We start from the raw sequence: 24,156 nt of genomic DNA on the forward strand, positions 1-24,156 counted from the left end.
ACTCAATACCGGCATCAGTATAAGTATGAATTTGAAAATAGGGCTTCGGCCCTATTTTTTTGTTTGTTGCTCGAGCTTTTCTAGTCGCTCTAGTATTTTCTGTTGTTGCTCTATGATCTTTTCAAGATGCTTCTCTTTGTTTTCTGCTCGTTGATTCTCATGGTGAGTTGGGGAGGTGATCAGAGAAGTAATCAAGCCTGAAATCATACCGAAAACACCCACACCACAAATGATCACCAGAGAGGCGACTAATTTCCCTGAGTTCGTCACGGGGTAATGATCGCCGTACCCTACGGTACTGATGGTAACGAAAGCCCACCACAAAGCATCTTGGCCAGTGGTAATGTTGGCATTGGGATCTTTGTGTTCTAACAGAAGTATTGTTCCAGCTCCTATGGTTAGGAGAATAACCAGCAGCAGAATAATCGAGGCGAGCGTGGTTTCTTTGCGATTACGAAACAGCTCTCTGAAAACACGTTTACCTGAACGCAAAACGAGAATCACACGCAAGATCTGAAAAATGCGAGCGAAACGAAGAGGTTCGATCATTGGGATGCTTGCTAAGAAATCGATCCAGTGTACTTTCAGATATTCTTTCTTGTTTTGTGATCTGAATAGATCAATCGTGAGCTGAAAAAGAAAAACACTACAGATTATAAAATCGAGGCCGATAAGGACTTGTTTTGATTCTTTATCAATCGGTACAAACAATAAGCCTGAGATCACAAATAACGCTAAGAAAGAGAGAATCAGTGATAATAAGCTCATCGGCTTGGTTGTGTCTTTGGTACTATTTAACATTCATACGAGGCTCAAAATAAATCGCGAACTTTGACTGACATAGCCACCTCGCGGATATAGAAGCCATCAATATATAAGAATTAATGGAGAACTGACAATGACTAAACTGTCATTCAAGCCGTGGGAAAGGGTAATCTCTGACGTTCGTCTCGTTCCAAAAATGGTCATGCTGATGATATTCAGCACTATCTTGATCATTTCGAAGCAGTTATGGGACGCAAGTACGTTTTACGATTCATTGCTTGCTGTAACCAATAATGCGCAAGTTGCGCAGCAGCATTATGAGACTTACCTAGTTCAAGTGGCTTGGCAAACAGCCTTGATGATCATTGTGTTTGTGGTTCTTCTATTAGCGGCGGCGCGCGTTATGCTTCGCCAAACTCAGTACCTTAATGACGCCATTAAAACCATGGCCGATAAGAATCTATCAGTGCCGATTGAAATGGACTGTAAAGATGAATACGGCGATGTGGCACGCGAGCTTGAAAAAACTCGCGTCCAACTGAACGACATGATCAAAACTCAAGTGGCTTCTTCTGACGAGCTATTCGCTCTGACAGAAGTGATGACCATTAGCATGTCAGAAACCAAAGATTCGGCTCAAGAAGAGTTCAACGAGATCGATCAGCTAGCGACAGCAATGAGTGAGATGACGTCTACCGTGCAAACTGTCGCTGAGCATGCGCAAAGTGCTTCTTCATTGACTGAACAGGCATCAGGCCAAGCATTGACTGGTCAGAAGTTCGTTCAAGGCTCAGTTTCTAAGATGAGTGAGTTATCTTCAGATATCGCAGCATCTGCAGCAGCGGTAAACCAAGTAGAAGAGCGCGTTGACTCAATTGGTAGCGTTGTGGGTACTATCCAAGGTATTTCAGAACAAACGAACCTGTTAGCACTGAACGCAGCGATTGAAGCCGCGCGTGCAGGTGAAGCGGGACGTGGTTTTGCGGTTGTTGCCGATGAGGTTCGTAACCTTGCGCAGCGTACTCAACAAGCGACAGTCGAGATTCAAGATATGATCAGTCACCTACAAAGCAGCGCTAATTCTGCGGTAGAGTTGATGGAGAAGAGTGTTGTAGAAGCGGCTGAAGGCGTTGATCTGGTAACCAATGCTGGTTCAGAGCTAGATGGCATCGTAAGCCAAGTCAACCAAATCAATGATATGAACTTCCAGATCGCGACCGCTGCAGGCCAACAGAGCAGTGTTGCTGAAGAGATGAGTGTAAACCTAACGAATGTTCGTGAGCTTGTTGAAGCCTCTGTAGTGGTCGTTGGTGAACTGTTAGAGACTTCTCAGCTCATGGAAACCAACGCGCAAGAACTGGACGGTAAGATTAAACAATTTAAGGTTTAATCATGGGATCTTGGCTTTTATTCCTCAGAGGTACTTCTAGTATTCGATAGCTAGGAAAGACCCGATTCGATAAGTTAACCGATAAAACGCCCACATTGCTAATGTGGGCGTTTTTTATTGGCGTAACTTTGGTATAACTTATCCTTAGATATTAAAACAGGTTCTCAAAGCTCGTTGTTAAACTTGCCTGTTAAAACTATTTACTAAAGAACAGAACCAATTGTTCGGCGCGCAGCTTACACAAGGAAGAAACATGCCATTGCCTTCTCAACTCACCACGCATTCCCAGTCTGCTTTTGAGCAATTATTAGAGCATCAAAGTGAAGCCATCAATGCTTGGCCAGAGCCAATGATTGAAGATCTTAAACGTGTACTCGGTTTAAGTTGTTTTGTTGCTGATTGCTTACAGCGTGATACGGTTTTATCCAACTCTCTACCTGATATGCTGGCATGTGAAGAGCGTGCTGAAGGGTATCGTCAGCGATTAGCCGAGTTACTTTCAGGTTGTGCCGATGAAATGAGTGGTCAGCGTGTGCTGCGTCAATTCCGTAATCGAGAAATGACCTACATTGCTTGGCGTGATTTTTTGGGCGAGTGGGAGCTAGAGCAGAGCTTAAGCCATCTATCGATGTTGGCAGAGGCGATGATCTTCGAGACCTATCAGTGGCAGTACGATATTTGCTGTAAAGAGTGGGGCACACCTTGTAATGATCAGGGTGAAGCGCAGCCGATGTTGATCATCGGTATGGGCAAGCTCGGTGGCGGTGAGCTTAATTTCTCTTCTGATATCGATCTGATTTTTACTTACCCTGAAAATGGTGAAACCCAAGGGGCACGACGAAGTATCGCCAACGCCCAATTTTTCACGCGTTTAGGGCAACGGATTATCAAGGCGCTTGATCAGCAAACCTTTGATGGATTCTGTTATCGAGTAGACATGCGTCTGCGTCCATTCGGTGAGAGTGGTCCACTGGTCATGAGTTACGCTGCGCTAGAAGATTACTATCAAGAACAAGGCCGAGATTGGGAACGCTACGCGATGGTTAAGGCGCGAGTGATGGGTAGTGAAATGTACCCTGAATATCAAGAGCTTCGCCAGATGTTGCGCCCGTTTGTGTTTCGTCGTTATATCGATTTCAGTGCGATCCAATCTCTGCGTCGAATGAAGTCGATGATCAGCAGTGAAGTTCGCCGTCGTGGCCTCTCCAATAACATCAAGCTTGGTTCTGGTGGTATTCGTGAAGTTGAATTTATTGCGCAAGTTTTTCAATTGATTCGTGGCGGGCGCGAGCCTAGCCTGCGTGGTCGAGGGTTACTAGAGACGTTAAGTGCTATTGAGTCTCTCAATTTATTAGAGACCAAAGAAGTCGGTCATTTACGTGAGGCCTACCTGTTTTTACGTCGCCTTGAAAACTTATTGCAAGCGATGTCTGATAAGCAAACTCAAACCTTACCAGATGGTGAGATCGAGCAACTTCAGCTCGCTGTCGCAATGCAATTTTCTGATTGGGATAGTTTGATTACGGCAACTCGTGTTCATATGGCGAATGTACATACTGTGTTCGAAGATCTGATTGGTGTCGATGAAGATGACGCCAATCCAATCGCGAGTCACTTTAGTGAACTGTGGGATATGGCCCATAAACAAGACGTGATTGAGCAGGTTCTTGAGCATGACATCGCGATTGCTAACCCGCTGGAAGCGGCGAAAACCATTATCCAATTTAAAGCGGATTTAGCGAAGAAAACCCTTGGTCCACGTGGGCGGGAGGTTTTAAATCGCTTGATGCCTAAAGTGTTCCAAGCGTTGTACACCGCCAAGGATGCAGAGTTTGGTTTATCTCGAGTGTTGCACCTTCTCCATAAAATAGTCACGCGTACCACTTACCTTGAGCTATTGGATGAGCACCCAGCCGCGTTAACTCAGTTAGTTCGTTTATGTACTGCGAGCCCGATGATTTCGGAGCAGCTTGGCCGTTATCCAATTCTATTAGATGAACTTATTGACCCTCAACAACTCTATAATCCAGTACCTTTAGAGTCTTACAAGACTGAACTGAGAGATTACCTAGCTCGAATTCCTGAAGATGATATGGAGCAACAGATGGAAGGTCTGCGTCAGTTTAAGCAGACTTGTATCCTGAGAATTGCTGCCGCGGATATTGCGGGCGCATTACCTGTTATGAAGGTGAGTGATCACCTTACCTATTTAGCCGAAGCGATTGTTGAGGCGGGTATTAACCAAGCTTGGTTACAAGTATCGGCCAAGTTTGGTGAACCGACTCATGTAAAAGATCGTGAAGGCCGCGGCTTTGCGGTTGTTGGTTATGGCAAAGTTGGCGGATGGGAGCTTGGCTATAACTCAGATCTCGATATCGTGTTCATGCACGATTGCCCGGTACACATCTATACTGACGGTAAGAAAGAGATTGATGGACGCCAGTTTTATTTAAGGTTGGCACAACGAATTATTCATATTTTCTCAATGAGAACCGCTTCCGGTATTTTGTATGAGGTCGATACTCGTCTACGCCCTTCTGGTGCCTCTGGTCTATTGGTTAGTCCAACGGATGCATTTGACGAGTATCAGCACAATGATGCGTGGACTTGGGAGCACCAAGCTCTAACTCGCGCTCGCATGATCTACGGTGATGACTTATTGGCTTCTGCATTTAACAAAACTCGCCATGAGGTTCTGTGCTTGGCTCGTGATGAGGCAACGCTCAAAAAGTCCGTTGTGGATATGCGTGAAAAAATGCGCGGTCATTTAGGCGGTAAAAAAGCCGATCGATTCATGTTGAAACAAGATGCGGGCGGTATTACTGATATTGAGTTCTTGGCGCAATACTTAGTGCTGAGATACAGCAACGAAAAACCTAAGCTCACCCGTTGGTGTGACAATGTACGAATCTTTGAAAGCTTGTTGTCACAGGGGATTATGGATGAGCAGCAAGGCATCGAATTAACCAACGTCTATACGACGTTAAGAGATGAGATCCATCACCGTAATCTACTCAACCTTGATGCGGATGTGGCGATTGAGAAGTTTGAGATGGAAAGGGAACATGTTGTTCAAGCATGGAAGCAATGGATGGAAGCATAACCAAGTCATAGCGTAGTGACTGATGTGTCTATCTTGATAGGCTTTTACTCATTTTTATATGGTTTAGCCACTGTAATCAGTGTGCTAGACTCTAGCCAGATTCGATTTTTGGAGATCCATAATGAAACCAATTCTACCTGACTACAGCCAATCAGGCGTTCTTGTTGTCGGTGACGTAATGCTTGACCGTTACTGGTATGGCCCAACTGGCCGTATTTCACCAGAAGCACCTGTACCCGTTGTGAAAGTAGAAAATAACGAAGAGCGTCCTGGTGGTGCTGCCAACGTAGCAATGAATATTGCCTCTCTTGGTGGGCATGCTCATATCGTTGGTTTGACTGGAAAAGATGAGCCTGCTGAGGTGTTAAAAAACACCCTAGGTGCATTAAAAGTTAAATGTGATTTCGTTGAGTTAGAGGATTATCCAACCATCACTAAATTGCGAGTGATGAGCCGAGGACAACAGCTAATCCGCCTTGATTTTGAAGACAAATTTGAGAACACGGATCCCGAGCTTGTTTTGTCTCGCATGGAGCAAGCGCTTCCTAATGTACGTTCGGTAATCCTATCTGATTACGCAAAAGGTGCCTTGGAGCATGTGCAGAGCTTCATTCAAAAAGCACGTGCGGCAAAGGTTCCTGTATTCATTGACCCGAAAGGCGCAGACTTTGAACGTTACCGTGGTGCGACTTTGCTTACGCCAAATATGGCTGAGTTCGAGTTGGTTGCGGGTAAAGTAAAATCTGAAGATGAAATGATCGAAAAAGGACTCGCGTTAATCGAAGAGTTTGATTTCGAGGCTTTGTTGGTAACGCGCAGCGAACATGGTATGACTTTGCTTCGCAAAGGTTTAGAGCCATTCCACTTGCCGACTCAAGCGAAAGAAGTGTATGACGTGACAGGCGCGGGTGATACGGTGATCTCGGTACTCGCGGCTTCTGTTGCTGCTGGTAAGCCACTGGATGAAGCGTGTGCATTAGCGAACGCTGCGGCTGGTGTGGTAGTTGGCAAACTTGGTACATCGACGTTGTCTACGATTGAATTAGCGGAAGCGATTCATGGTAGCCAAGACACTGACTACGGCGTGATCTCTGAAGCGGCACTGGTTGAAGCGGTGAAGCGTGCTCGTGCGAAAGGCGAGACAGTGGTTATGACCAATGGCTGCTTTGATATTCTGCATGCCGGCCATGTTTCTTACATGAACCACGCGGCTGAGCTGGGTGATCGTTTGATCGTTGCAGTGAATACCGATGAATCAGTCAAACGTTTGAAAGGTCCAGGTCGCCCTGTGAACCCAACTGATCGTCGTATGGCGGTATTGGCTGGCTTAGGCGCTGTTGATTGGGTGGTTCCGTTTTCTGAAGATACACCTCAACGTTTGATCTCTGAGGTTCTACCAAGCATTCTAGTGAAAGGTGGTGATTACAAACCTGAAGAGATAGCTGGTGGTGAAGAAGTGATTGCGGCTGGTGGTGAAGTGAAAGTACTTAACTTTGAAGATGGTTGCTCTACGACTGAAATCATTAAAGCGATTAAAGGTGGTCGAGGCTAACTTTTAGCCTTCTCGTTTTCTAGTCTCAAGGCTTAACCTTTGAGTTAGGCTGAGAATTAGCTTTTAATCGATAATAAAAATGCCGCTCAATGAGCGGCATTTTTGTAACGGTAACTGAGTAATTAAGAATTACTTACTTGCTACTTTTAGACCTGCGTTTACATCAACGATGTCTTGTTCGCTTAGCGTACCGACGGCTTGACGAAGCTGAAGCACACTTAGGATGTAGTTATAACGAGCATCTGAAAGGTTTTTGTTCGCATCGTATAGACGACGAGTCGAATCTAGTACGTCAACGATAGTACGAGTACCGACATCAAAACCTGCTTCTGTTGCTTCTAGAGCAGACTGAGCAGAGACAACAGACTGTTCGTAAGCACGTAGAGCGCCGATCGAAGCTGTGATGTTGTTATTGAATGCACGAACGTCTTTTACAACGCTACGATAAGTGGCTTCTAGATCTTCACTTGCTGCAACGTAGTTGTATTCAGCCTGTTTAGTCAAAGAAGTTGTATTACCACCCGTATATAGAGGTACAACTAAGTTCAAACCTAGGTTTAGGTTATCTTGGTCGTAATTATTTGAGCTATTTGATTGATCCGCAAGAGAGTAACTACCATCTAACGTCAAGCTTGGTAGGTGACCAGAACTTGCTAGTGTGATGTTATCTTTCGCTACATCTTGAGAAATACGAGATGCTAAAAGGCTCAGGTTCTTTTGCTCTGCTTGTTCAACAAGTGCTGCTGCAGATTCAGAAGATTTGCTTGCTGAGAAACGATCAGTGTCTAGGATGCTTAGGTTAGAGTGTTCCTGACCTGTAATCTCACGTAGACCTTCGTAGTTATTAATCAGAGTGTTCTCTGCTAAAACTTCATCAGCTAAAACGCCATCGTACTGAGCTTGCGCATCATGTACATCGGTGATTGCTGAAAGACCTACTTCAAAGCGCTGCTTTGTTTGTTCTAGTTGACGAGCAACAGCGGCTTTCTCTGCACGAACAAATTCTAGGTTATCTTGAGCTCGAAGTACTTCAAAGTATGCCGTTGCTACACGTAGGATCAAAGCTTGTTGCTCTGCCGCGTACGCTGAATCAGATTGACGAGCAGTTTTCTCTGCCGTATCTAGCGTGATCCATGAAGAGCGTTGGTAGAGCTCTTGAGAAAAGTAAATCCCAGCTCCCCATTGGTTATTGTCATTGTTTTTATCGCTTAAATCACCACGGTTGATATCGTAGTTAGCTCTTAAATCAATTTGTGGTAGCAAATCACTACGGCTTGACGTTACTGCTTCAAAAGCGGCATCGCGCTGCGCTGCGGAACGAAGAAGTTGTGGATCGTTCTGTTTTGCTTGGTCGTAAACTTCAGCTAGCGTATCAGCAAAAGCTGATGAACTCAGGCTGCCGATTGCTGCACTGATAAATAGTGGAAGCAGTTTTTTCATTTTCCTATTCCTGCCTTTAATGGAATTTTCTTCAAAAGAGTTTAACCCAGTTTGGTGGTAATTTACTCGAAACTTTGCACTTTTTTACATTTAACTATCCACTTGTGCAATATTTATTTTTTAAAACTTAACTTTAATTATAAATTTTATATAAAAAGTTGAACCTTATCCTTGGTAGTTAACTCGGACAATGAGTAAACTATAAAGATCACTTAGTGAGGTACCAAATGCAACAGTATGACAATCAACGACATGAGTTTACTCCTCAAGATGTGGAAATAGTCTCAAAAGAGACGCTGTTTCGTGGTTTTTTCAAAATGGTTAAATACACATTTAAACATAAGCTGTTTGAGGGGGGCTGGAGCCAACCAATAGAGCGCGAGATGTTTGAACGTGGACATGCTGCCGCTTTGTTACCTTATGATCCTATTCGTGATGAAGTGGTGATCGTTGAACAGATCCGTGTTGGTGCTCTAGAGCATGAGAACCCATGGCAATACGAAATTGTTGCTGGGATTATTGATACCGATGAATCACCACAAGATGTCGCCCGACGTGAAGCGATGGAAGAAGCGGGCGTTGAAGTCGGATCTGTATTGCCTATCACTTCGTATTACCCTTCATCTGGCGGTTGTTCAGAAAAGCTCGACGTATTTGTTGGCTGTGTTGATGCAACGACAGCCAAAGGGGTACACGGATTGGACTACGAAGGTGAGGACATTCGTGTGCAAGTGATGAGTCGCGAAGCGGCTTATCAGTTGGTAAAAGACGGTGTGTTTGAAAATGGCGCCACGATCATTGCACTACAGTGGCTACAATTGAACTACCAAGAATTACAGTCAGAGTGGATAGATTAACGTCATGCCAAATATAGCAGTCAAAAAACCGTATCATGTTGATCTTGCTGAATTGATGCGAGTTTACGAGACTAACTATGCCAAACTTAACGCTCTGTTACCGGTTGGGCATGAGGTTGGTGACGTTCGCTGTTACCAAGCCGTTAATATGGTGTATCAATTGACAGTGAATGAGGTCACAAAATACACCACTTTAATAGATATATGTCAGAGTGACGCGATGCCAGTGTTTCCTTTGCCAAAAATGTCTGTCAGGCTATATCACGACGCTCGAGTTGCAGAAGTGTGCGCTAGCGGGGATTTTTCGCGAGTCAAAGCGAAATATGACTACCCCAACACTAAGCTTTTGCAAAAGGACGAGAAATTTCAATTGAATAAATTTCTTGGGGAATGGTTAACGTTTTGTTTAAAAACGGGTATCAGCCGAACCCCAATTGCCTTTTAATTGAACCTACTTAAACAACACTTTTAAAGTCTAAACAGTAACGTATCTGGATTTGTTATTTTGGAATTATCACACACTTCAAAATTTGATGAGAGCACTATTAAGCTTGTGCAGCTAACGGACACGCATTTATTTGCGCCGAGCAATGGCAGCTTATTAAGCATCAACACTCAAGATAGCTTTCGTGCTGTAGTCGATGGCATTGTTAGTCAGGGCTTTGACTATCAAGCGGTTCTAGCAACTGGTGATATCTCTCAAGATCACAGTGCTGAGTCGTACCAGAAATTTGAGTCAGGGATAAAGCCTTTGGAAAAGCCATGTTACTGGCTACCCGGGAACCATGACTTCAAGCCTAATATGGGCAGTGTTTTACCATCACCACAAATACAGTGTGTTGAGCATGTCTTGCTAGGCGATAACTGGCAGATGGTTATGCTGGACTCGCAAGTGGTGGGTGTACCTCACGGGCGCCTTAGTGATCAACAGATTGACCTACTAGAACAAAAGCTGACTGAATTCCCTGAGCGTAACACCTTGGTTTTGCTGCACCATCACCCTTTACTGGTCGGTAGTGCGTGGCTTGATCAACATAACCTGAAAGATGCTGAGCAGTTTTGGGATGTGGTTCAACAGCACACCAATGTGAAAGCGGTACTTTGTGGTCATGTTCATCAAGATATGAATCGCAATCATCATGGTGTACAAGTCATGGCAACCCCATCGACTTGTGTTCAATTCAAACCAAACTCGAACGACTTTGCGGTTGATACTTTATCTCCAGGCTGGCGAGAGATTGAATTGCACCAAGATGGAACGGTAACTACGCAGGTTCGCCGCTTGCCTAATGGGCAGTTCTCGCCAGACTTTGATGCAGGTGGCTACTAATATGCCGGACTTTAATCAGCAAACCGCTAAGCCATCGCTGCTTCTCTATATTCACGGTTTTAACAGTTCATCACGTTCTCACAAAGCGAACGTAATGGCTGATTACTGTGCGAAGCATCGCGCTGATATTAAAGTTGTGACGCCTCAACTACCGAGCTTCCCTCAGCAAGCAGCTCTGCATTTACAGCAGCTGGTGGAGCAATATAAAGATCAATATCAGATCGCGTTAGTCGGTAGCTCGTTGGGTGGCTATCTTTCAACATGGTTAAATAGCCACTATGGTTTCAAGGCGGTGGTTGTAAATCCAGCCGTGAAGCCGTATGAGCTTCTGGCTGATTATTTAGGTGAGCAAGTAAACCCATACACAGATGAACGATATGTACTGGAAACAAAGCATATCGATGAACTGAAGGCGTTAGAGGTTCCGGCTATCGCTAAGCCGAGTGACTTCTGGTTACTTCAGCAAACGGAAGACGAAGTTCTGGATTACCGACAAGCGGTAGAGAAGTACCAAGGTGCGACACAGACAGTAGAAGAGGGCGGGGATCATAGCTTTGTTGATTTTGAACGTTACCCACAACAAATCGTCACTTTTCTAAACCTCTAATCTGTTTCATCAACAGAGTGATTTTCTCTTGTTTGCCTGTTATTTCATCTATCAATGGTGAAATATCATAGTTTGATGTCTTAGTTTTTGAACTAGCTTGACATCATTACTCAGCTTCCAGACTATATTCCCCAATACTTCGCTCGTTCGCTCTACTATGAAGGTTCATAGTAATGATTCTGCTTTAGTGAAACTAGAGCCAGCGAACAGACGCAAACTTTTTGAGTAAACTCCGTATTATGACTGAACAATATAATGCAAAAGACCTCGAGGTACTTGAAGGTCTCGATCCCGTGCGACACCGCCCGGGAATGTATACAGAGACAGAAAGACCAAACCACCTTGCCCAAGAAGTCATTGATAACTCGGTCGATGAAGCACTAGCGGGACACGCTAAGAAAATTAAAGTTGTGCTTCATGCTGACCAATCGTTAGAAGTTACCGATGATGGCCGTGGTATGCCGGTTGATATCCACCCTGAAAAAGGCATCTCGGGTGTTGAGCTGATTCTAACTAAGCTCCACTCAGGCGGTAAATTTTCAAACAACAACTATAAGTTTTCAGGTGGTTTGCACGGGGTAGGTATCTCGGTGGTAAACGCGCTGTCAAAACGCGTTGAAGTAACGGTTCGTCGTGACGGTCAGGTACATGAAATCGCCCTTGAGGGTGGTCATGCCGTAACCGACCTTACGGTTACGGGGACTTGTGGTCATCGCAATACCGGTACTACCGTGCATTTCTGGCCAGATCCCAAATACTTCGATAGCTCTAAGTTCTCTGTTTTACGCCTTATTAATAACCTGCGAGCTAAAGCCGTACTTTGCCCTGGTTTAGAAATCACCTTTATCGACAAGGTTGGCGGTGAAGAACATAAATGGTTCTATGAAGACGGTCTAAAAGACTACCTTGCTGAAGGTGTGAAAGGTTATACCTTATTGCCTGAAGAACCTTATGTTGGCGAATTCGTTGCTGAAACTGAAATGGCGAACTGGGCGATCATTTGGCAGCCAGAAGGCGGTGATATGATCACCGAAAGTTACGTGAACTTAGTACCAACTAAGCAAGGTGGTACACACGTAAACGGTCTTCGACAAGGTCTGCTTGATGCAATGCGTGAGTTCTGTGAATTCCGTAATCTTCTCCCTCGTGGTGTTAAGTTGACTGGTGATGACATCTTTGACCGTTGTTCTTACGTTCTATCGGTGAAAATGCAAGATCCACAATTTGCGGGTCAAACAAAAGAGCGCTTATCTTCTCGTCAAACTGCTGCGTTTGTTTCTGGTGTGGTAAAGGATGCTTTCAGCTTGTGGCTGAATGAAAAGCCTCAACTAGCAGAATTACTTGCAGAAGCTTGTATTGCTAACGCACATCGTCGTATGCGCGCAAGCAAAAAGGTTGTACGTAAAAAGATTGCTTCTGGTCCAGCACTGCCGGGTAAGCTAACCGACTGTTCGGTTCAAGATTTAAGCCGCACCGAAATCTTCTTCGTGGAAGGGGACTCGGCGGGTGGTTCTGCTAAACAAGCACGTGATCGTGAGTTCCAAGCTGTTATGCCACTTCGCGGTAAGATCCTAAATACGTGGGAAGTGTCAGCAGACCAAGTATTGGCTTCACAAGAAGTACATGATATTTCAGTTGCTCTGGGTATCGACCCAGATAACGATGATTTGTCAGGCCTGCGTTACGGTAAGATCTGTATCCTTGCCGATGCGGACTCGGATGGCCTTCATATCGCGACACTGCTATGTGCACTATTTACTCGTCATTTCCATGCTTTGGTTGAAGCGGGTCATATCTATGTGGCAATGCCTCCTCTGTATCGTATCGATTGCGGTAAAGAAGTGTTCTACGCACTCGATGACTCAGAGAAAGATGGTGTGCTTGAGCGACTATCGCAGAAGAAAGCCAAAATCAACGTGCAACGATTTAAAGGTCTGGGTGAAATGAACCCACTTCAGTTACGTGAAACCACTATGGATCCAAATACTCGTCGTCTTGTCCAATTAACGATTGATGACAACGACGCGACCAACGAGATGATGGACATGCTGCTTGGTAAGAAACGTGCAGATGATCGCCGTACATGGCTACAGACTAACGGTGATATGGCCGAGGTATAATGGATGTCTAACGAAATTACATATGATGGCGTTGAACAGTTGCCAATGCGCAAGTTCACCGAAGATGCCTATTTAAATTACTCAATGTACGTGATCATGGATCGTGCATTGCCGTATATCGGTGATGGCTTGAAGCCAGTACAGCGTCGTATTATCTACGCGATGTCTGAGCTGGGCCTATCCGCTGCATCGAAATACAAAAAATCAGCACGTACCGTTGGTGACGTATTAGGTAAGTATCACCCACACGGTGACTCTGCTTGTTACGAAGCGATGGTATTGATGGCGCAGCCTTTCTCTTACCGCTACCCATTGGTAGATGGTCAAGGTAACTGGGGTGCTCCGGACGACCCGAAATCGTTCGCTGCGATGCGTTATACCGAAGCAAAATTATCTAAGTTTGCTGAGGTTCTTCTAGGTGAACTAGGTCAAGGCACCGTTGATTGGCAACCCAACTTTGATGGCACCATGAAAGAGCCTCAGATGTTGCCAGCACGTCTGCCTCATATCTTACTTAACGGTATTACTGGTATCGCGGTTGGTATGGCGACCGACATCCCGCCTCACAATGTACGTGAAGTGGCGAACGCGGCGATTCATTTGATTGATACGCCGAAAGCTGAACTTCCAGATGTGATGGGTTTCATTCAAGGCCCAGATTACCCGACAGAAGCTGAAATTATTTCGCCGAAGTCGGACATCGAAAAGATCTACCGTACAGGCCGTGGCAGCATCAAGATGCGCGCGGTATGGCACAAGGAAGGCTCTGATATCGTTATCACGTCTTTACCTCATCAAGTGTCAGGTGCGAAGTTACTTGAGCAAATCGCTAACCAGATGCGAGCTAAGAAGCTGCCTATGGTTGACGATCTGCGTGATGAATCAGATCACGAGAATCCAACGCGTATCGTCGTGGTTCCTCGTTCAAACCGTATCGACTGTGACCAACTGATGAGTCACTTATTCGCGTCGACGGATTTAGAGAAAAACTTCCGCGTTAACTTGAACATGATTGGTTTAGATAACCGTCCTCAAGTTAAAGGCTTAGTTCAAATCCTGAAAGAGTGGATTGAGTTCCGTCGTACGACCGTTCGTCGTCGTTTACAGTACCGTTTAGATAAAGTACTGGCTCGTTTGCACATCTTAGAAGGCTTACTTGCTGCTTACCTCAACATCGATGAAGTGATTGAGATCATTCGAACAGAAGACGAGCCGTGTCCTGTTTTGATGAACCGTTTCAACATCTCTGAAATTCAAGCCAATGCGATTCTCGATATTAAACTTCGTAACTTAGCTAAGTTAGAAGAATTTAAAATTCGAGCTGAGCAAGAAGAGCTTGAAGCTGAACGTGAAAAGCTTGAAAAGCTACTCGGTTCAGAGCGTCGCTTGAATACGCTGATCAAAAAAGAAATCCAAGCAGATGCAGATAAATACGGCGATGATCGTCGCTCACCGTTGATTGAGCGTGCTGAAGCGAAAGCGCTAACAGAACGTGACTTAGTACCAAGCGAACCAATTACGGTTGTGTTGTCTGAGAAAGGTTGGATTCGTCATGCTAAAGGGCATGAAGTTGACGCTGAAGGCTTGAACTACAAATCAGGTGATAAATTCTTAGCAAGCACTAAGGGTAAGAGTAACCAACAAGCGGTGTTCCTCGGCAGTGATGGCCGAAGCTACTCCCTTGAATCTCACTCACTGCCATCGGCACGAAGCCAAGGTGAGCCAATTACAGGCCGCTTGAATGTCAGCCCTGGTACTTCTATTCGCCAAGTGGTGATGGGAGAGAATGAACAGCTGTGGTTAGTCGGTTCTGATGCGGGTTATGGTTTTGTTTGTAAGGGCAGTGATCTGCTGTCTAAGAACAAGAGCGGTAAAGCGTTGGTTAACTTGCCACAAGCTTCTGAAGTGATGTTGCCAAGCCCGATTGCTGACTTGGACACTAACCAGATTCTGGCGATTACTAACCAAGGTCGTATGTTGTTGTTCCCGATTAAAGACCTACCTCAGTTGAGCAAAGGTAAGGGTAACAAGATCATCAACATTCCTTCTGCGAAAGCAAAAGAGCGTGAAGAGTTTGTCTCGCATCTAATGGCTATCCCAGAGAATGCGACACTGACAATCTATGCGGGTAAACGCAAGCTTGGCTTGAAACCTGCGGATCTAGAAAATTTCCGTGGTGAACGTGGTCGTCGTGGTGGTTTACTACCAAGAGGACTACAACGAGTGACGCGCATTGATATCGATGAACCTAGCGACGCTTAGTTATGACACTTAGCTCTGACACTTAGCAATGACGCTTAGCTATATAGTTAGTTTTCATTGAGTTTATAATTGGCTTGATTGATAAAAGAAAACCCAGCTTAAGAGCTGGGTTTTTTGTGTCTGGAAGTTTAACAGTGTGGGGTCGCTAACTTCATGTTAGCAATCAACATACGTATATAGGCTACAGGCGTGTATCTTCAGCGATAGTCACCTTGAGGGTCTTGTTTTCACCTTTGCGTAATACACCAACATCAATGACAGTACCTGGGCGCAGGTCAGTAACAATGTCCATTACGCTCTGTCGTCCGCTAATCTGGGTATTATTGATGCTGACAATAATATCTTGTGCTTCAAAGCCTGCATCAGCCGCAGGACCGTTCGGGTCTATCCCTAGTACCACAATACCGCCGATATTCTTATTGCCGAGTAAGCGTGACGTCACCGAGTTGATGTCTTGTCCGTCTATGCCAATATAACCACGAATCACACGACCATCAGCGATGATTTTTTGCATGATTTTATTCGCAAGTGGGTAGGGGATAGCAAATGAAATCCCGTAAGTTTCCATGTCGGTTGCTTGTTGGAAAGACGCGGTATTGATACCGACTAACTCACCTTGTGAATTGACAAGTGCACCACCGGAGTTACCTTCATTGATTGCCGCATCGGTCTGGATAAAGGCTTGATGACCATCGGCACTGATTGAAGAGCGACCGGTTGCCGAGATAATACCAAAGGTTGTGGTTTGGCCTAGGTTATACGGGTTACCGATAGCTAGAACCACATCTCCGACATTTGCAGTGTAATCTTGGTTCAGTGGAATCACTGGTAAGTTGTCACCGCTGACTCTGAGTATCGCGATATCGGTGCGCTTGTCTGAACCGACAAGCTGTGCGGCGGCTACTCGTCCGTCTTGAAGTGCCACGACTATTTGGTCGGCTTGCGCAACAACGTGAAAGTTGGTAATGATGTAGCCTTTTTCGCTAACAATGACCCCTGAACCCAAACCTTGAGTCAGTAGCTTATTGCGATCGCTTTCTGCGTATTTACGACTATAAATATTGACCACAGCGGGTGCAGCGCGTCGTACCGCTTGGTTAAATGAGATCTGAAGAGAGCCAATATTGCCGACTTGAGGACTAGTGACATCTGAAACTATAGCTGGCCTTAAGCTCGGAAATGCGAGAAGAATAAGTGCCGCTGAAACGAGTCCAAGGGAAATAGAACGAAATAGAAAGGACAGCATGTTTCCCTCTTCAACAAGTAAGGTATGGAGCATCCGTCAATGGATGACTGACTTGATTACGAGTGAAGCATAGCATTTTGATTGATCTAAAGAAAAGGGAGACTGAGTAAGTTTAAAGCAAACTTACTGAGCCTCCCTGTAATTGCGCTGACGTATGACTATCGAATAACTAGATAGATAGTCCTGTCGCCTCTTTGGATATTAAGCGCCAACACGCCAGGTTGTTTTTCAAGAATCTTTCTAAATTCAGCAAGGTTCTTAACGGATTGGCGGTTTACCCCGATGATGATGTCATCTTTAAGGAGTTGATAGGCTTCTGCTGGCGAACCTTGAGCGACACTTGATACCTTGACGCCTGTCGTTGAGTCGCTGTCGGTTGTGTTGGTGAGCTCTGCACCGGCAAGTCCTTCATGGAGCTTTTCAGCTTGTGTCTTACTATTGGTGGATTCACCCAGAGTCACATCAAAGGTCATATTCTTTCCGTCACGAACGACACCAAGTTCGATCTGTTTACCTGCGCCGAGGGTTGCGACTTTGGCTCTTAACTCGCTAAAAGTATCAATACGCTTACCATTAATAGAGACAATGACATCGCCCGCTTTCAGTCCGGCTTTGTCCGCAGCACTGTCGGGTACAATTTGGCTGACAAAGGCACCTTTGCTGGATTCATAACCAAGCGCTTCCGCCAATTCAGAGGTGACCTCTCCGCCTTGAACACCCAGCATACCGCGTTTTACTTCACCGAAATCGAGAATTTGTTCTGTCAGGTTTTTCATCATATTGGATGGGATTGCAAAGCCGATACCGACATTGCCTCCGTTAGGGCCAAGGATAGCCGTGTTGATACCAATCAGCTCACCGTTGAGATTCACTAACGCACCTCCAGAGTTACCACTGTTGATAGCGGCATCGGTTTGAATGAAGTTTTCAAAATTTTCTAGGTTTAGGCCGCTACGACCCAATGCCGAAACGATACCGGATGTCACGGTTTGACCTAGTCCAAATGGGTTGCCGATAGCCACACTAAAGTCACCAACTCGTAATTGGTCGGAGTCTGCGACTTTTATCTGGGTAAGGTTCTTGGCTGTTTCAAGTTTTAATAGCGCGATATCCGACATCTGGTCGCCGCCGATGAACTCGGCATCGTACTCTCGACCATCATGAAGTTTTACTTTGATATCGTCGGCACCATTGATGACATGGTAATTGGTAACAATATGGCCTTTCTTGGCATCAATGATCACACCAGAACCTAGCCCGCGGAATGGGCGTTCTCGTGTTTGTTCTGGACCAAAAAAGAATTGAAATTGTTCAGGGATTTGCTGACGTTGTACCTGTTTGCCTTCTACGGCAATACTAACCACAGCGGGGGTCACTTGTTCAAGCATAGGTGCAAGGCTTGGTAATTGTTCATTACCCACACTTAATGGCAGTGCGGCCGTTGCTTGAATGGGGGTGATGATTGAACTTAAGCTTAAAGTCAGTACCGATAAAGCAAGCAAAGGTTTTTTCATCATAAACTCCTCTCTAGTTTAGGTCTTAACCCTCTTATACGTTTAATAAGTATGAGAAGTTTCAAATGACCTGAGTGAAAGTTATGACTCAAAAACCTTTGTAAAGTTCACAGAAGTGTTAAATGTTTACGATGCTTTTGCTGTTACAACATCGGGAGCATCCATGATTTCTTTCTTCTGCTCTGTAAATAAACCCGTTGCGCCATTAGCGTAATCTTTCGGTTGTTCTTCAAGTGTCGCCTCTTTAACTGAAGGCTTGTCTTGTGATTTGTCCGAATGGGCTGCGGCTGTTTTCACAAATGGATTATCTTGCTCTGGCAGGTTAGGGATCAGCTCTGAGCTTGTTTTTTCCATGTGTTGGTACAGTTTTGTGTAGTCCTTACCTAAGGTGTCCAACATTTCTGCTGATTTCGCAAAGTGGTCAGCTAGCTCTTGTCGCTGCTGTTCAAGGGCAAACTTCGCGCTATCTAATTCTTTCTGTACGTTCTTTTGTTTTTTGTATTCAGGTGTCATGAGACGAGAAATAGCGACCCCTAAAATAACTCCGACTAGTAAACCGGCAACGGCATACATCCAAGGCATAACAGCTCCTTATTATTGTTTTTTAACATGTTTGTTACTGCTTAGTTACACGTGATACGGCTCCATGGTACTATGAGAAAGCCGCAGTATAAAGAGAAATGCGTGTGCGCTAGTTAGCAGTTTGATGCTGCATTATTCACCGCATAGCGACATATCTCGTACTGTTTGGGCTCATTTTTATTTGCTGTCTGATATTGCTTTCATTGTGGAAATGTCGTCATGAATCCCATTAAAAAATACGAACAAGATATAAAAGAACATGGATTTCAAAGAGATCCAGCGCAAGAGCAAGCCGTTAAATCTTTAGATGAACTCTTTCATCAATTCCAAGATTACATGAATACGCCTATTCCTCAACTGACTCGATTCCAGAAATTAATGGGCAAAAAGCCAGAGCTGCCAGAGCCACCAAAAGGCCTCTATTTTTGGGGTGGTGTCGGGCGCGGTAAAACGTACTTAATGGATACGTTCTACGATGCCTTACCGACCACAAAAAAAATGCGTGTTCACTTTCACCGCTTTATGTATCGAGTCCATGATGAGCTAAGGGCGCTAGGTAATGTTAGCGACCCGTTGCCTTTAGTCGCAGATAAGTTGAAAGAAGAAGCGGATATTATCTGTTTTGATGAATTCTTTGTTTCAGACATCACGGATGCCATGATCTTAGGCACTTTGTTCCAAGAGTTATTCGCTCGCAAGGTTATCTTAGTCGCGACCTCTAATATTCCACCTGCGGATTTGTATCGTAACGGGTTGCAGCGAGCTCGCTTCTTACCCGCTATTAAGCTTATTCAAGGCAATTGCCATATTCTTAATGTCGATAGCGGAATCGATTATCGTCTTCGTACGTTAGAACAGGCTGAGATCTATCATTACCCGCTGGATAGCCAAGCGAACATCAACCTCGAAACATATTACGCGCAGCTCGTTGGTGAAGATAAAGAGAAACTCAAACAGATTGAGGTCAATCACCGTCAACTGGATGTAGTCGAAGCGAGCGATGGTGTGCTACATGGTACGTTTGCTCAGCTTTGTCAGTCGGCTCGCAGCCAGAATGACTATATTGAACTGTCTAGGGTTTATCACACGGTTCTGCTGGCTGATGTGTTGCAAATGGGCGCGACTTCAGATGACGCAGCAAGACGCTTTATTGCGTTAGTTGATGAGTTCTATGAGCGTAACGTGAAATTGATTATTTCAGCGGAAGTGGAGCTAGAAAAGCTATATACCCATGGTCAGTTAGAATTTGAGTTTAAACGTTGTCAGTCGCGTTTAATCGAAATGCAGAGCCATGAATATTTGGCAAAAGAACACTTAAGTTAGCTTTGATTATGTCGAATAAGAAAGAGAATTAAAAAAATCGTGATTTTGTTCAAAAAGAGGTGATTTTTTCTTCGCTCTTCTCTATAATCCTGCGACCTACCGTTACTGCGGGCCTCTAGCGATGAGTAAAATCACGTTATGCCAAGAGTTTTCCAACACTCGAAGGGGTGATGATGGTAACTCTTAGACAGTGGGAATACGCGAGTATTCCTTAAGTGTAAATTTTTTAAATAGGTAATTATTAGCATGAAAACTTTCGTTGCTAAACCAGAAACTGTAAAACGCGACTGGTATGTTGTAGACGCTGAAGGCAAAACTCTTGGCCGTCTAGCAAGTGAAATCGCTTCTCGCCTACGCGGCAAGCACAAAGCAGAATACACTCCTCACGTAGACACTGGTGATTACATCATCGTTGTTAACGCTGAGAAAGTAGCTGTGACTGGTAACAAAGCTAAGGGTAAGGTTTACTACCGTCACTCTGAGTTCCCAGGTGGTCTTAAGACTATCACTTTTGAAAAGCTAATTGCTAAGAAACCAGAAATGGTTCTTGAACTAGCAGTTAAAGGTATGCTTCCACGTGGTCCTCTAGGCCGCGCGATGTACCGTAAGCTTAAAGTATACGCTGGTACTGAGCACAACCATGTTGCTCAACAACCACAAGTACTAGACATCTAATTGGGGATTAAGACAATGGCAGAGAATCAATACTACGGCACTGGTCGTCGCAAAAGCTCAGCAGCTCGTGTTTTCATCAAACCAGGCTCTGGTGAGATCGTAATCAACAAGCGTAGCCTTGATGTTTACTTCGGTCGTCCAACTTCTCGTATGGTTGTTAAACAACCTCTTGAGCTAGTTGAACTAACTGAGAAACTTGACCTTTACATCACTGTTTCTGGTGGTGGTATTTCAGGTCAAGCTGGCGCAATCCGCCACGGTATCACTCGTGCTCTTATGGAATACGATGAAACTCTACGTCCTGCTCTACGTGCAGCTGGCTATGTTACGCGTGACGCTCGTTGCGTTGAACGTAAGAAAGTTGGTCTACGTAAAGCACGTCGTAAACCTCAATTCTCTAAGCGTTAATTTTTCCTTACCGAAAAATACACGCGACCAGTTTTATTACTGGAATTGTGGTTCAAAGCTCGGCTATATGCCGAGCTTTTTGTCTTTCTGGCTCCCGCTAAACGCTTCCCCCTCCTCGTTTTATTCCTAAATTCTTATATTTTGAAAGCTTTTGTAACCCAATGTGCGCTTTGCCTCATGATTGTTACAAAAAGGTAGCTTTATCTTGTCAAAAAGTAGGGTTTTATTTATCATTTGCCGTCAATAAATAGAACTAAATACATATTTTGTTAGCCATGCTCTTTAATCGGAATTATTTCAATCCATAAGGAGCAAATGGGAGAATGTTTGGATGAGCAACGCGCCTTTAAATAACGGTCGCAGGCGTTTCTTAACCGCAACAACAGCCGTTGTTGGTGGTTTGGGAGCAGCTGCTGTAGCCGTGCCTTTTATTAAATCATGGAACCCGAGTGCCAAAGCGAAAGCTGCGGGCGCGCCGGTGGAAGTGGAAGTCAGTAAGTTAGAACCGGGACAAATGGTTCGTGTCGAGTGGCAAGGTAAACCTGTATGGGTTGTACGCCGTGCTGAGTCGGTACTAGAGAACCTAAAAGCGATCGGTGGTCAACTTCGTGACCCTCAATCTGAAACTGAACAACAACCAGACTACGCACAGAACGAGTTTCGTTCTATTAAGCCGGAGTTCTTCATTGCTGTTGGTTTCTGTACGCACTTAGGTTGTTCTCCAACTTACCTGCCAGATTCTTTTGCAGAACAAGTTCAGGGCGTTAAGTCTGGTTTCTTCTGTCCTTGTCATGGTTCAAAGTTTGATATGGCAGGTCGAGTATTCCAAGGCGTACCAGCCCCATTGAACCTTGTAGTGCCAAAGCATATGTATTTGAGTGACACTAAGATCATGATCGGTGTGGACGAGGGAGACGCATAATGCAAGGATTGCTTGATTGGGTAGAAAAACGTCTACCCGCAATGAATGCTTATAAAAAGCATTTATCTGAATACCCAATGCCTAAGAACTTTAACTTTTGGTACCTTTTCGGTTCTTTGGCAATGTTGGTACTGGTTAACCAAATCCTTACAGGTATTTGGCTAACAATGAACTACGTTCCGTCTGGTGATGGCGCATTTGCATCTGTTGAATACATCATGCGTGATGTGGAATACGGCTGGTTACTGCGTTACATGCACTCGACAGGTGCTTCGGCATTCTTCGTGGTTATCTACCTGCATATGTTCCGTGGTCTAATCTACGGTTCTTACCAAAAGCCTCGTGAGCTACTTTGGCTCTTCGGTATGTTGATCTTCTTAGTGCTTATGGCTGAGGCTTTCATGGGTTACTTACTACCATGGGGGCAAATGTCTTATTGGGGTGCTCAGGTAATCATTTCTCTGTTTGGGGCGATTCCGGTTATTGGTGATGACCTAACGCTTTGGATCCGTGGTGATTACATCATCTCTGGTGCAACGCTGAACCGTTTCTTCGCACTGCACGTTATCGCTCTACCAATCGTACTTCTGCTGCTTATCGTACTTCACGTACTAGCACTGCACGAAGTGGGTTCGAACAACCCAGATGGTATCGAGACTAAGCTTCCTAAAGGCACAATGGGTGACGACTACAAAACTCAGTTCCCATTTCACAAGGATTACACTAAGAAATACGACATCATTGACTCTGTTCCTTTCCACCCATACGGGACGGTGAAAGATATGGTCGGTGTTGCTGGTTTCCTATTCTTGTTCTGTTACGTGCTGTTCTTTAACCCAGAGATGGGTGGGTACTTCCTTGAGCCGCCTAACTTCGAAGCTGCTAACCCACTGAAAACACCTGAGCATATTGCTCCAGTTTGGTACTTCACGCCGTTCTACGCTGTACTTCGTGCTGTTCCTGATAAGCTGATAGGTGTAGTTGCAATGGGTGCATCTATTGTTGTGCTATTCCTACTGCCATGGTTCGACCGTTGTAAAGTGCGCTCTTACCGTTACCGTAGCAAACTGCATTTGATTAACATCATCCAATTCACAATAAGCTTTATTGCGCTTGGTGTACTTGGTGCGCTTCCAGCAACGCCAACGTATACGCTACTGGCTCAGATCTTTAGCTTAGGTTATTTCATGTTCTTCGTTCTACTGTGGTTCTACAGTAAAAATGAAGCGACGAAACCATTACCAGAAAGGGTGACATTCAAATGAAAAAGTGGATTGTAATTTTATTTGCTATGTTGCCGTCACTGGCGATGGCAGCGGGTGCAAGCGTACCATTAGATAAAGCAAACAATGATTTAACAGATAAAGCCTCATTGCAAAATGGCGCTAAGATGTTTATGAACTACTGTTTTGCTTGTCACTCAACGCAGTACCAGCGTTATGAACGTGTTGCGAATGATTTAGAGATCCCTGTAGATCTAATGAAGGAAAACCTGATTTTCGACCCTGAAGCGAAAATCGGTAGCTTGATGGTTAATGCTATGCCCTCTGATCAAGCGGCAAGTTGGTTTGGTGCTCCGCCTCCAGATCTAACTTTGGTTGCTCGTGTTCGTGGCGCAGATTGGCTATACACGTACCTTCGTACCTTCTATGAAGACCCATCTCGTCCGTTTGGCGTGAACAACATTGTTTTCCCAAGTGTTGGTATGCCGCACGTTCTTGAAGAGCTGCAAGGTATTCCAACACCAATCTACGATACTCATATGGTAGATGGCGAGGAAGTGACTACTGTTGTTGGCACTGAAACTGACGGTTCTGGTGAATTAAGTGCTGGTGAATACGACGAAGCAGTTCGTGACCTTGTTAACTTTTTGGTTTACTCGGGCGACCCAGTTCAACTTGAGCGTCATGCAATGGGTTGGTGGGTAATGGCCTTCTTAGTAATCTTCACTATCATCGTGATTTTGCTGAAGAAAGAGTATTGGCGTGATGTGCACTAATTATGCTATAATACCGTGCTAATTCCCAAATTATGTTAATGTTCAATGGAGGCTTTAGGCC

Annotated in this window: 20 protein-coding genes; 15 read left to right on the forward strand and 5 right to left on the reverse strand. The window is 44.8% G+C overall.

Annotation, left to right across the window (positions count from 1 at the left end):
* Positions 1 to 51: 51 nt before the first annotated feature.
* Complete coding sequence (locus tag AC3CID_RS02035; RefSeq protein ID WP_488526889.1) at positions 52 to 801, reverse strand: potassium channel family protein; 750 nt, start codon at positions 799 to 801, stop codon at positions 52 to 54.
* 97 nt (positions 802 to 898) lie between these two features.
* Here AC3CID_RS02035 and AC3CID_RS02040 point away from each other — a divergent pair, with 97 nt between their 5' ends.
* The 3 genes from AC3CID_RS02040 to hldE all read left to right on the forward strand — a co-directional run bounded on the left by AC3CID_RS02040 (position 899) and on the right by hldE (position 6,810).
* Positions 899 to 2,155 carry a methyl-accepting chemotaxis protein gene (locus tag AC3CID_RS02040; RefSeq protein ID WP_488526890.1) on the forward strand — a complete coding sequence of 419 codons (1,257 nt, stop codon included), beginning with the start codon at positions 899 to 901 and terminating at the stop codon, positions 2,153 to 2,155.
* A gap of 253 nt (positions 2,156 to 2,408) precedes the next feature.
* A complete protein-coding gene (glnE, locus tag AC3CID_RS02045; protein ID WP_488526891.1) occupies positions 2,409 to 5,258 on the forward strand; it encodes a bifunctional [glutamate--ammonia ligase]-adenylyl-L-tyrosine phosphorylase/[glutamate--ammonia-ligase] adenylyltransferase in 2,850 nt (949 codons plus the stop codon).
* Positions 5,259 to 5,379: 121 nt separating this feature from the next.
* On the forward strand, positions 5,380 to 6,810 hold the full coding sequence (gene hldE / locus AC3CID_RS02050) for a bifunctional D-glycero-beta-D-manno-heptose-7-phosphate kinase/D-glycero-beta-D-manno-heptose 1-phosphate adenylyltransferase HldE (protein WP_114632966.1): 1,431 nt from the start codon (positions 5,380 to 5,382) through the stop codon (positions 6,808 to 6,810).
* 129 nt (positions 6,811 to 6,939) lie between these two features.
* Here the strand turns inward: hldE and tolC are convergent, their stop codons facing one another.
* The gene (tolC, locus tag AC3CID_RS02055) at positions 6,940 to 8,250 is read right to left on the reverse strand and encodes an outer membrane channel protein TolC (RefSeq protein ID WP_065207219.1); all 1,311 of its coding nucleotides are present in this window, start codon (positions 8,248 to 8,250) and stop codon (positions 6,940 to 6,942) included.
* A 227-nt stretch (positions 8,251 to 8,477) separates the two neighbouring features.
* Between tolC and nudF the strand changes: the two genes are divergently transcribed.
* The 6 genes from nudF (at position 8,478) to parC (ending at position 15,426) form a co-directional block, all read left to right on the forward strand.
* Entirely contained in the window at positions 8,478 to 9,107 is a 630-nt protein-coding gene (gene nudF, locus AC3CID_RS02060) for an ADP-ribose diphosphatase (protein ID WP_065207220.1), read from the forward strand.
* Between the two features lie 4 nt (positions 9,108 to 9,111).
* Entirely contained in the window at positions 9,112 to 9,552 is a 441-nt protein-coding gene (locus AC3CID_RS02065; protein WP_008222561.1) for a DUF1249 family protein, read from the forward strand.
* Positions 9,553 to 9,612: 60 nt separating this feature from the next.
* Positions 9,613 to 10,437: a 3',5'-cyclic-AMP phosphodiesterase gene (gene cpdA / locus AC3CID_RS02070; RefSeq protein ID WP_065207221.1), complete on the forward strand. Its 825-nt coding sequence runs from the start codon at positions 9,613 to 9,615 to the stop codon at positions 10,435 to 10,437.
* A 1-nt stretch (position 10,438) separates the two neighbouring features.
* Positions 10,439 to 11,044 (forward strand): esterase YqiA, encoded by a 606-nt coding sequence (yqiA, locus tag AC3CID_RS02075; protein WP_121603608.1) that lies wholly within the window; start codon positions 10,439 to 10,441, stop codon positions 11,042 to 11,044.
* 239 nt (positions 11,045 to 11,283) lie between these two features.
* Positions 11,284 to 13,164 carry a DNA topoisomerase IV subunit B gene (parE, locus tag AC3CID_RS02080; RefSeq protein ID WP_017077669.1) on the forward strand — a complete coding sequence of 627 codons (1,881 nt, stop codon included), beginning with the start codon at positions 11,284 to 11,286 and terminating at the stop codon, positions 13,162 to 13,164.
* A 3-nt stretch (positions 13,165 to 13,167) separates the two neighbouring features.
* A complete protein-coding gene (gene parC / locus AC3CID_RS02085; RefSeq protein ID WP_017080241.1) occupies positions 13,168 to 15,426 on the forward strand; it encodes a DNA topoisomerase IV subunit A in 2,259 nt (752 codons plus the stop codon).
* A 181-nt stretch (positions 15,427 to 15,607) separates the two neighbouring features.
* On the opposite strand, the gene degS is transcribed toward parC, so the two are convergent.
* The 3 genes from degS to zapG form a co-directional block, all read right to left on the reverse strand.
* Positions 15,608 to 16,672 carry an outer membrane-stress sensor serine endopeptidase DegS gene (gene degS / locus AC3CID_RS02090; protein ID WP_488526892.1) on the reverse strand — a complete coding sequence of 355 codons (1,065 nt, stop codon included), beginning with the start codon at positions 16,670 to 16,672 and terminating at the stop codon, positions 15,608 to 15,610.
* A 158-nt stretch (positions 16,673 to 16,830) separates the two neighbouring features.
* Entirely contained in the window at positions 16,831 to 18,186 is a 1,356-nt protein-coding gene (locus tag AC3CID_RS02095) for a Do family serine endopeptidase (protein WP_488527265.1), read from the reverse strand.
* Positions 18,187 to 18,312: 126 nt separating this feature from the next.
* Positions 18,313 to 18,768 carry a Z-ring associated protein ZapG gene (zapG, locus tag AC3CID_RS02100; RefSeq protein ID WP_017077673.1) on the reverse strand — a complete coding sequence of 152 codons (456 nt, stop codon included), beginning with the start codon at positions 18,766 to 18,768 and terminating at the stop codon, positions 18,313 to 18,315.
* Positions 18,769 to 18,987: 219 nt separating this feature from the next.
* Here zapG and zapE point away from each other — a divergent pair, with 219 nt between their 5' ends.
* From zapE to AC3CID_RS02130, 6 genes are all read left to right on the forward strand, one after another.
* A complete protein-coding gene (zapE, locus tag AC3CID_RS02105) occupies positions 18,988 to 20,091 on the forward strand; it encodes a cell division protein ZapE (protein ID WP_488526893.1) in 1,104 nt (367 codons plus the stop codon).
* 246 nt (positions 20,092 to 20,337) lie between these two features.
* Entirely contained in the window at positions 20,338 to 20,766 is a 429-nt protein-coding gene (gene rplM, locus AC3CID_RS02110) for a 50S ribosomal protein L13 (protein WP_010434689.1), read from the forward strand.
* Positions 20,767 to 20,781: 15 nt separating this feature from the next.
* Entirely contained in the window at positions 20,782 to 21,174 is a 393-nt protein-coding gene (gene rpsI, locus AC3CID_RS02115) for a 30S ribosomal protein S9 (protein ID WP_004740758.1), read from the forward strand.
* Positions 21,175 to 21,505: 331 nt separating this feature from the next.
* Positions 21,506 to 22,096, forward strand: coding sequence for a ubiquinol-cytochrome c reductase iron-sulfur subunit (gene petA, locus AC3CID_RS02120; protein ID WP_017072804.1), 591 nt, complete (start codon positions 21,506 to 21,508; stop codon positions 22,094 to 22,096).
* Complete coding sequence (locus AC3CID_RS02125; RefSeq protein WP_004729830.1) at positions 22,096 to 23,361, forward strand: cytochrome b; 1,266 nt, start codon at positions 22,096 to 22,098, stop codon at positions 23,359 to 23,361. Before petA ends, AC3CID_RS02125 begins: the two co-directional genes overlap by 1 nt.
* On the forward strand, positions 23,358 to 24,095 hold the full coding sequence (locus AC3CID_RS02130) for a cytochrome c1 (RefSeq protein WP_054547824.1): 738 nt from the start codon (positions 23,358 to 23,360) through the stop codon (positions 24,093 to 24,095). Before AC3CID_RS02125 ends, AC3CID_RS02130 begins: the two co-directional genes overlap by 4 nt.
* The last annotated feature ends 61 nt before the right edge of the window (positions 24,096 to 24,156 follow it).

The organism is Vibrio sp. QJM3NY_21 (assembly GCF_057785975.1).

Bases quoted from the DNA above. Each gene is read 5' to 3' on its own strand.
- AC3CID_RS02035 (WP_488526889.1), bottom strand. From the start codon at position 801: ATGTTAAATAGTACCAAAGACACAACCAAGCCGATGAGCTTATTATCA.
- zapG (WP_017077673.1), bottom strand. From the start codon at position 18,768: ATGCCTTGGATGTATGCCGTTGCCGGTTTACTAGTCGGAGTTATTTTA.
- hldE (WP_114632966.1), top strand. From the start codon at position 5,380: ATGAAACCAATTCTACCTGACTACAGCCAATCAGGCGTTCTTGTTGTC.
- parE (WP_017077669.1), top strand. From the start codon at position 11,284: ATGACTGAACAATATAATGCAAAAGACCTCGAGGTACTTGAAGGTCTC.
- nudF (WP_065207220.1), top strand. From the start codon at position 8,478: ATGCAACAGTATGACAATCAACGACATGAGTTTACTCCTCAAGATGTG.
- AC3CID_RS02095 (WP_488527265.1), bottom strand. From the start codon at position 18,186: ATGAAAAAACCTTTGCTTGCTTTATCGGTACTGACTTTAAGCTTAAGT.
- zapE (WP_488526893.1), top strand. From the start codon at position 18,988: ATGAATCCCATTAAAAAATACGAACAAGATATAAAAGAACATGGATTT.
- tolC (WP_065207219.1), bottom strand. From the start codon at position 8,250: ATGAAAAAACTGCTTCCACTATTTATCAGTGCAGCAATCGGCAGCCTG.
- rpsI (WP_004740758.1), top strand. From the start codon at position 20,782: ATGGCAGAGAATCAATACTACGGCACTGGTCGTCGCAAAAGCTCAGCA.
- glnE (WP_488526891.1), top strand. From the start codon at position 2,409: ATGCCATTGCCTTCTCAACTCACCACGCATTCCCAGTCTGCTTTTGAG.
- parC (WP_017080241.1), top strand. From the start codon at position 13,168: ATGTCTAACGAAATTACATATGATGGCGTTGAACAGTTGCCAATGCGC.
- AC3CID_RS02130 (WP_054547824.1), top strand. From the start codon at position 23,358: ATGAAAAAGTGGATTGTAATTTTATTTGCTATGTTGCCGTCACTGGCG.
- yqiA (WP_121603608.1), top strand. From the start codon at position 10,439: ATGCCGGACTTTAATCAGCAAACCGCTAAGCCATCGCTGCTTCTCTAT.
- rplM (WP_010434689.1), top strand. From the start codon at position 20,338: ATGAAAACTTTCGTTGCTAAACCAGAAACTGTAAAACGCGACTGGTAT.
- degS (WP_488526892.1), bottom strand. From the start codon at position 16,672: ATGCTGTCCTTTCTATTTCGTTCTATTTCCCTTGGACTCGTTTCAGCG.
- AC3CID_RS02040 (WP_488526890.1), top strand. From the start codon at position 899: ATGACTAAACTGTCATTCAAGCCGTGGGAAAGGGTAATCTCTGACGTT.
- AC3CID_RS02065 (WP_008222561.1), top strand. From the start codon at position 9,112: ATGCCAAATATAGCAGTCAAAAAACCGTATCATGTTGATCTTGCTGAA.
- petA (WP_017072804.1), top strand. From the start codon at position 21,506: ATGAGCAACGCGCCTTTAAATAACGGTCGCAGGCGTTTCTTAACCGCA.
- AC3CID_RS02125 (WP_004729830.1), top strand. From the start codon at position 22,096: ATGCAAGGATTGCTTGATTGGGTAGAAAAACGTCTACCCGCAATGAAT.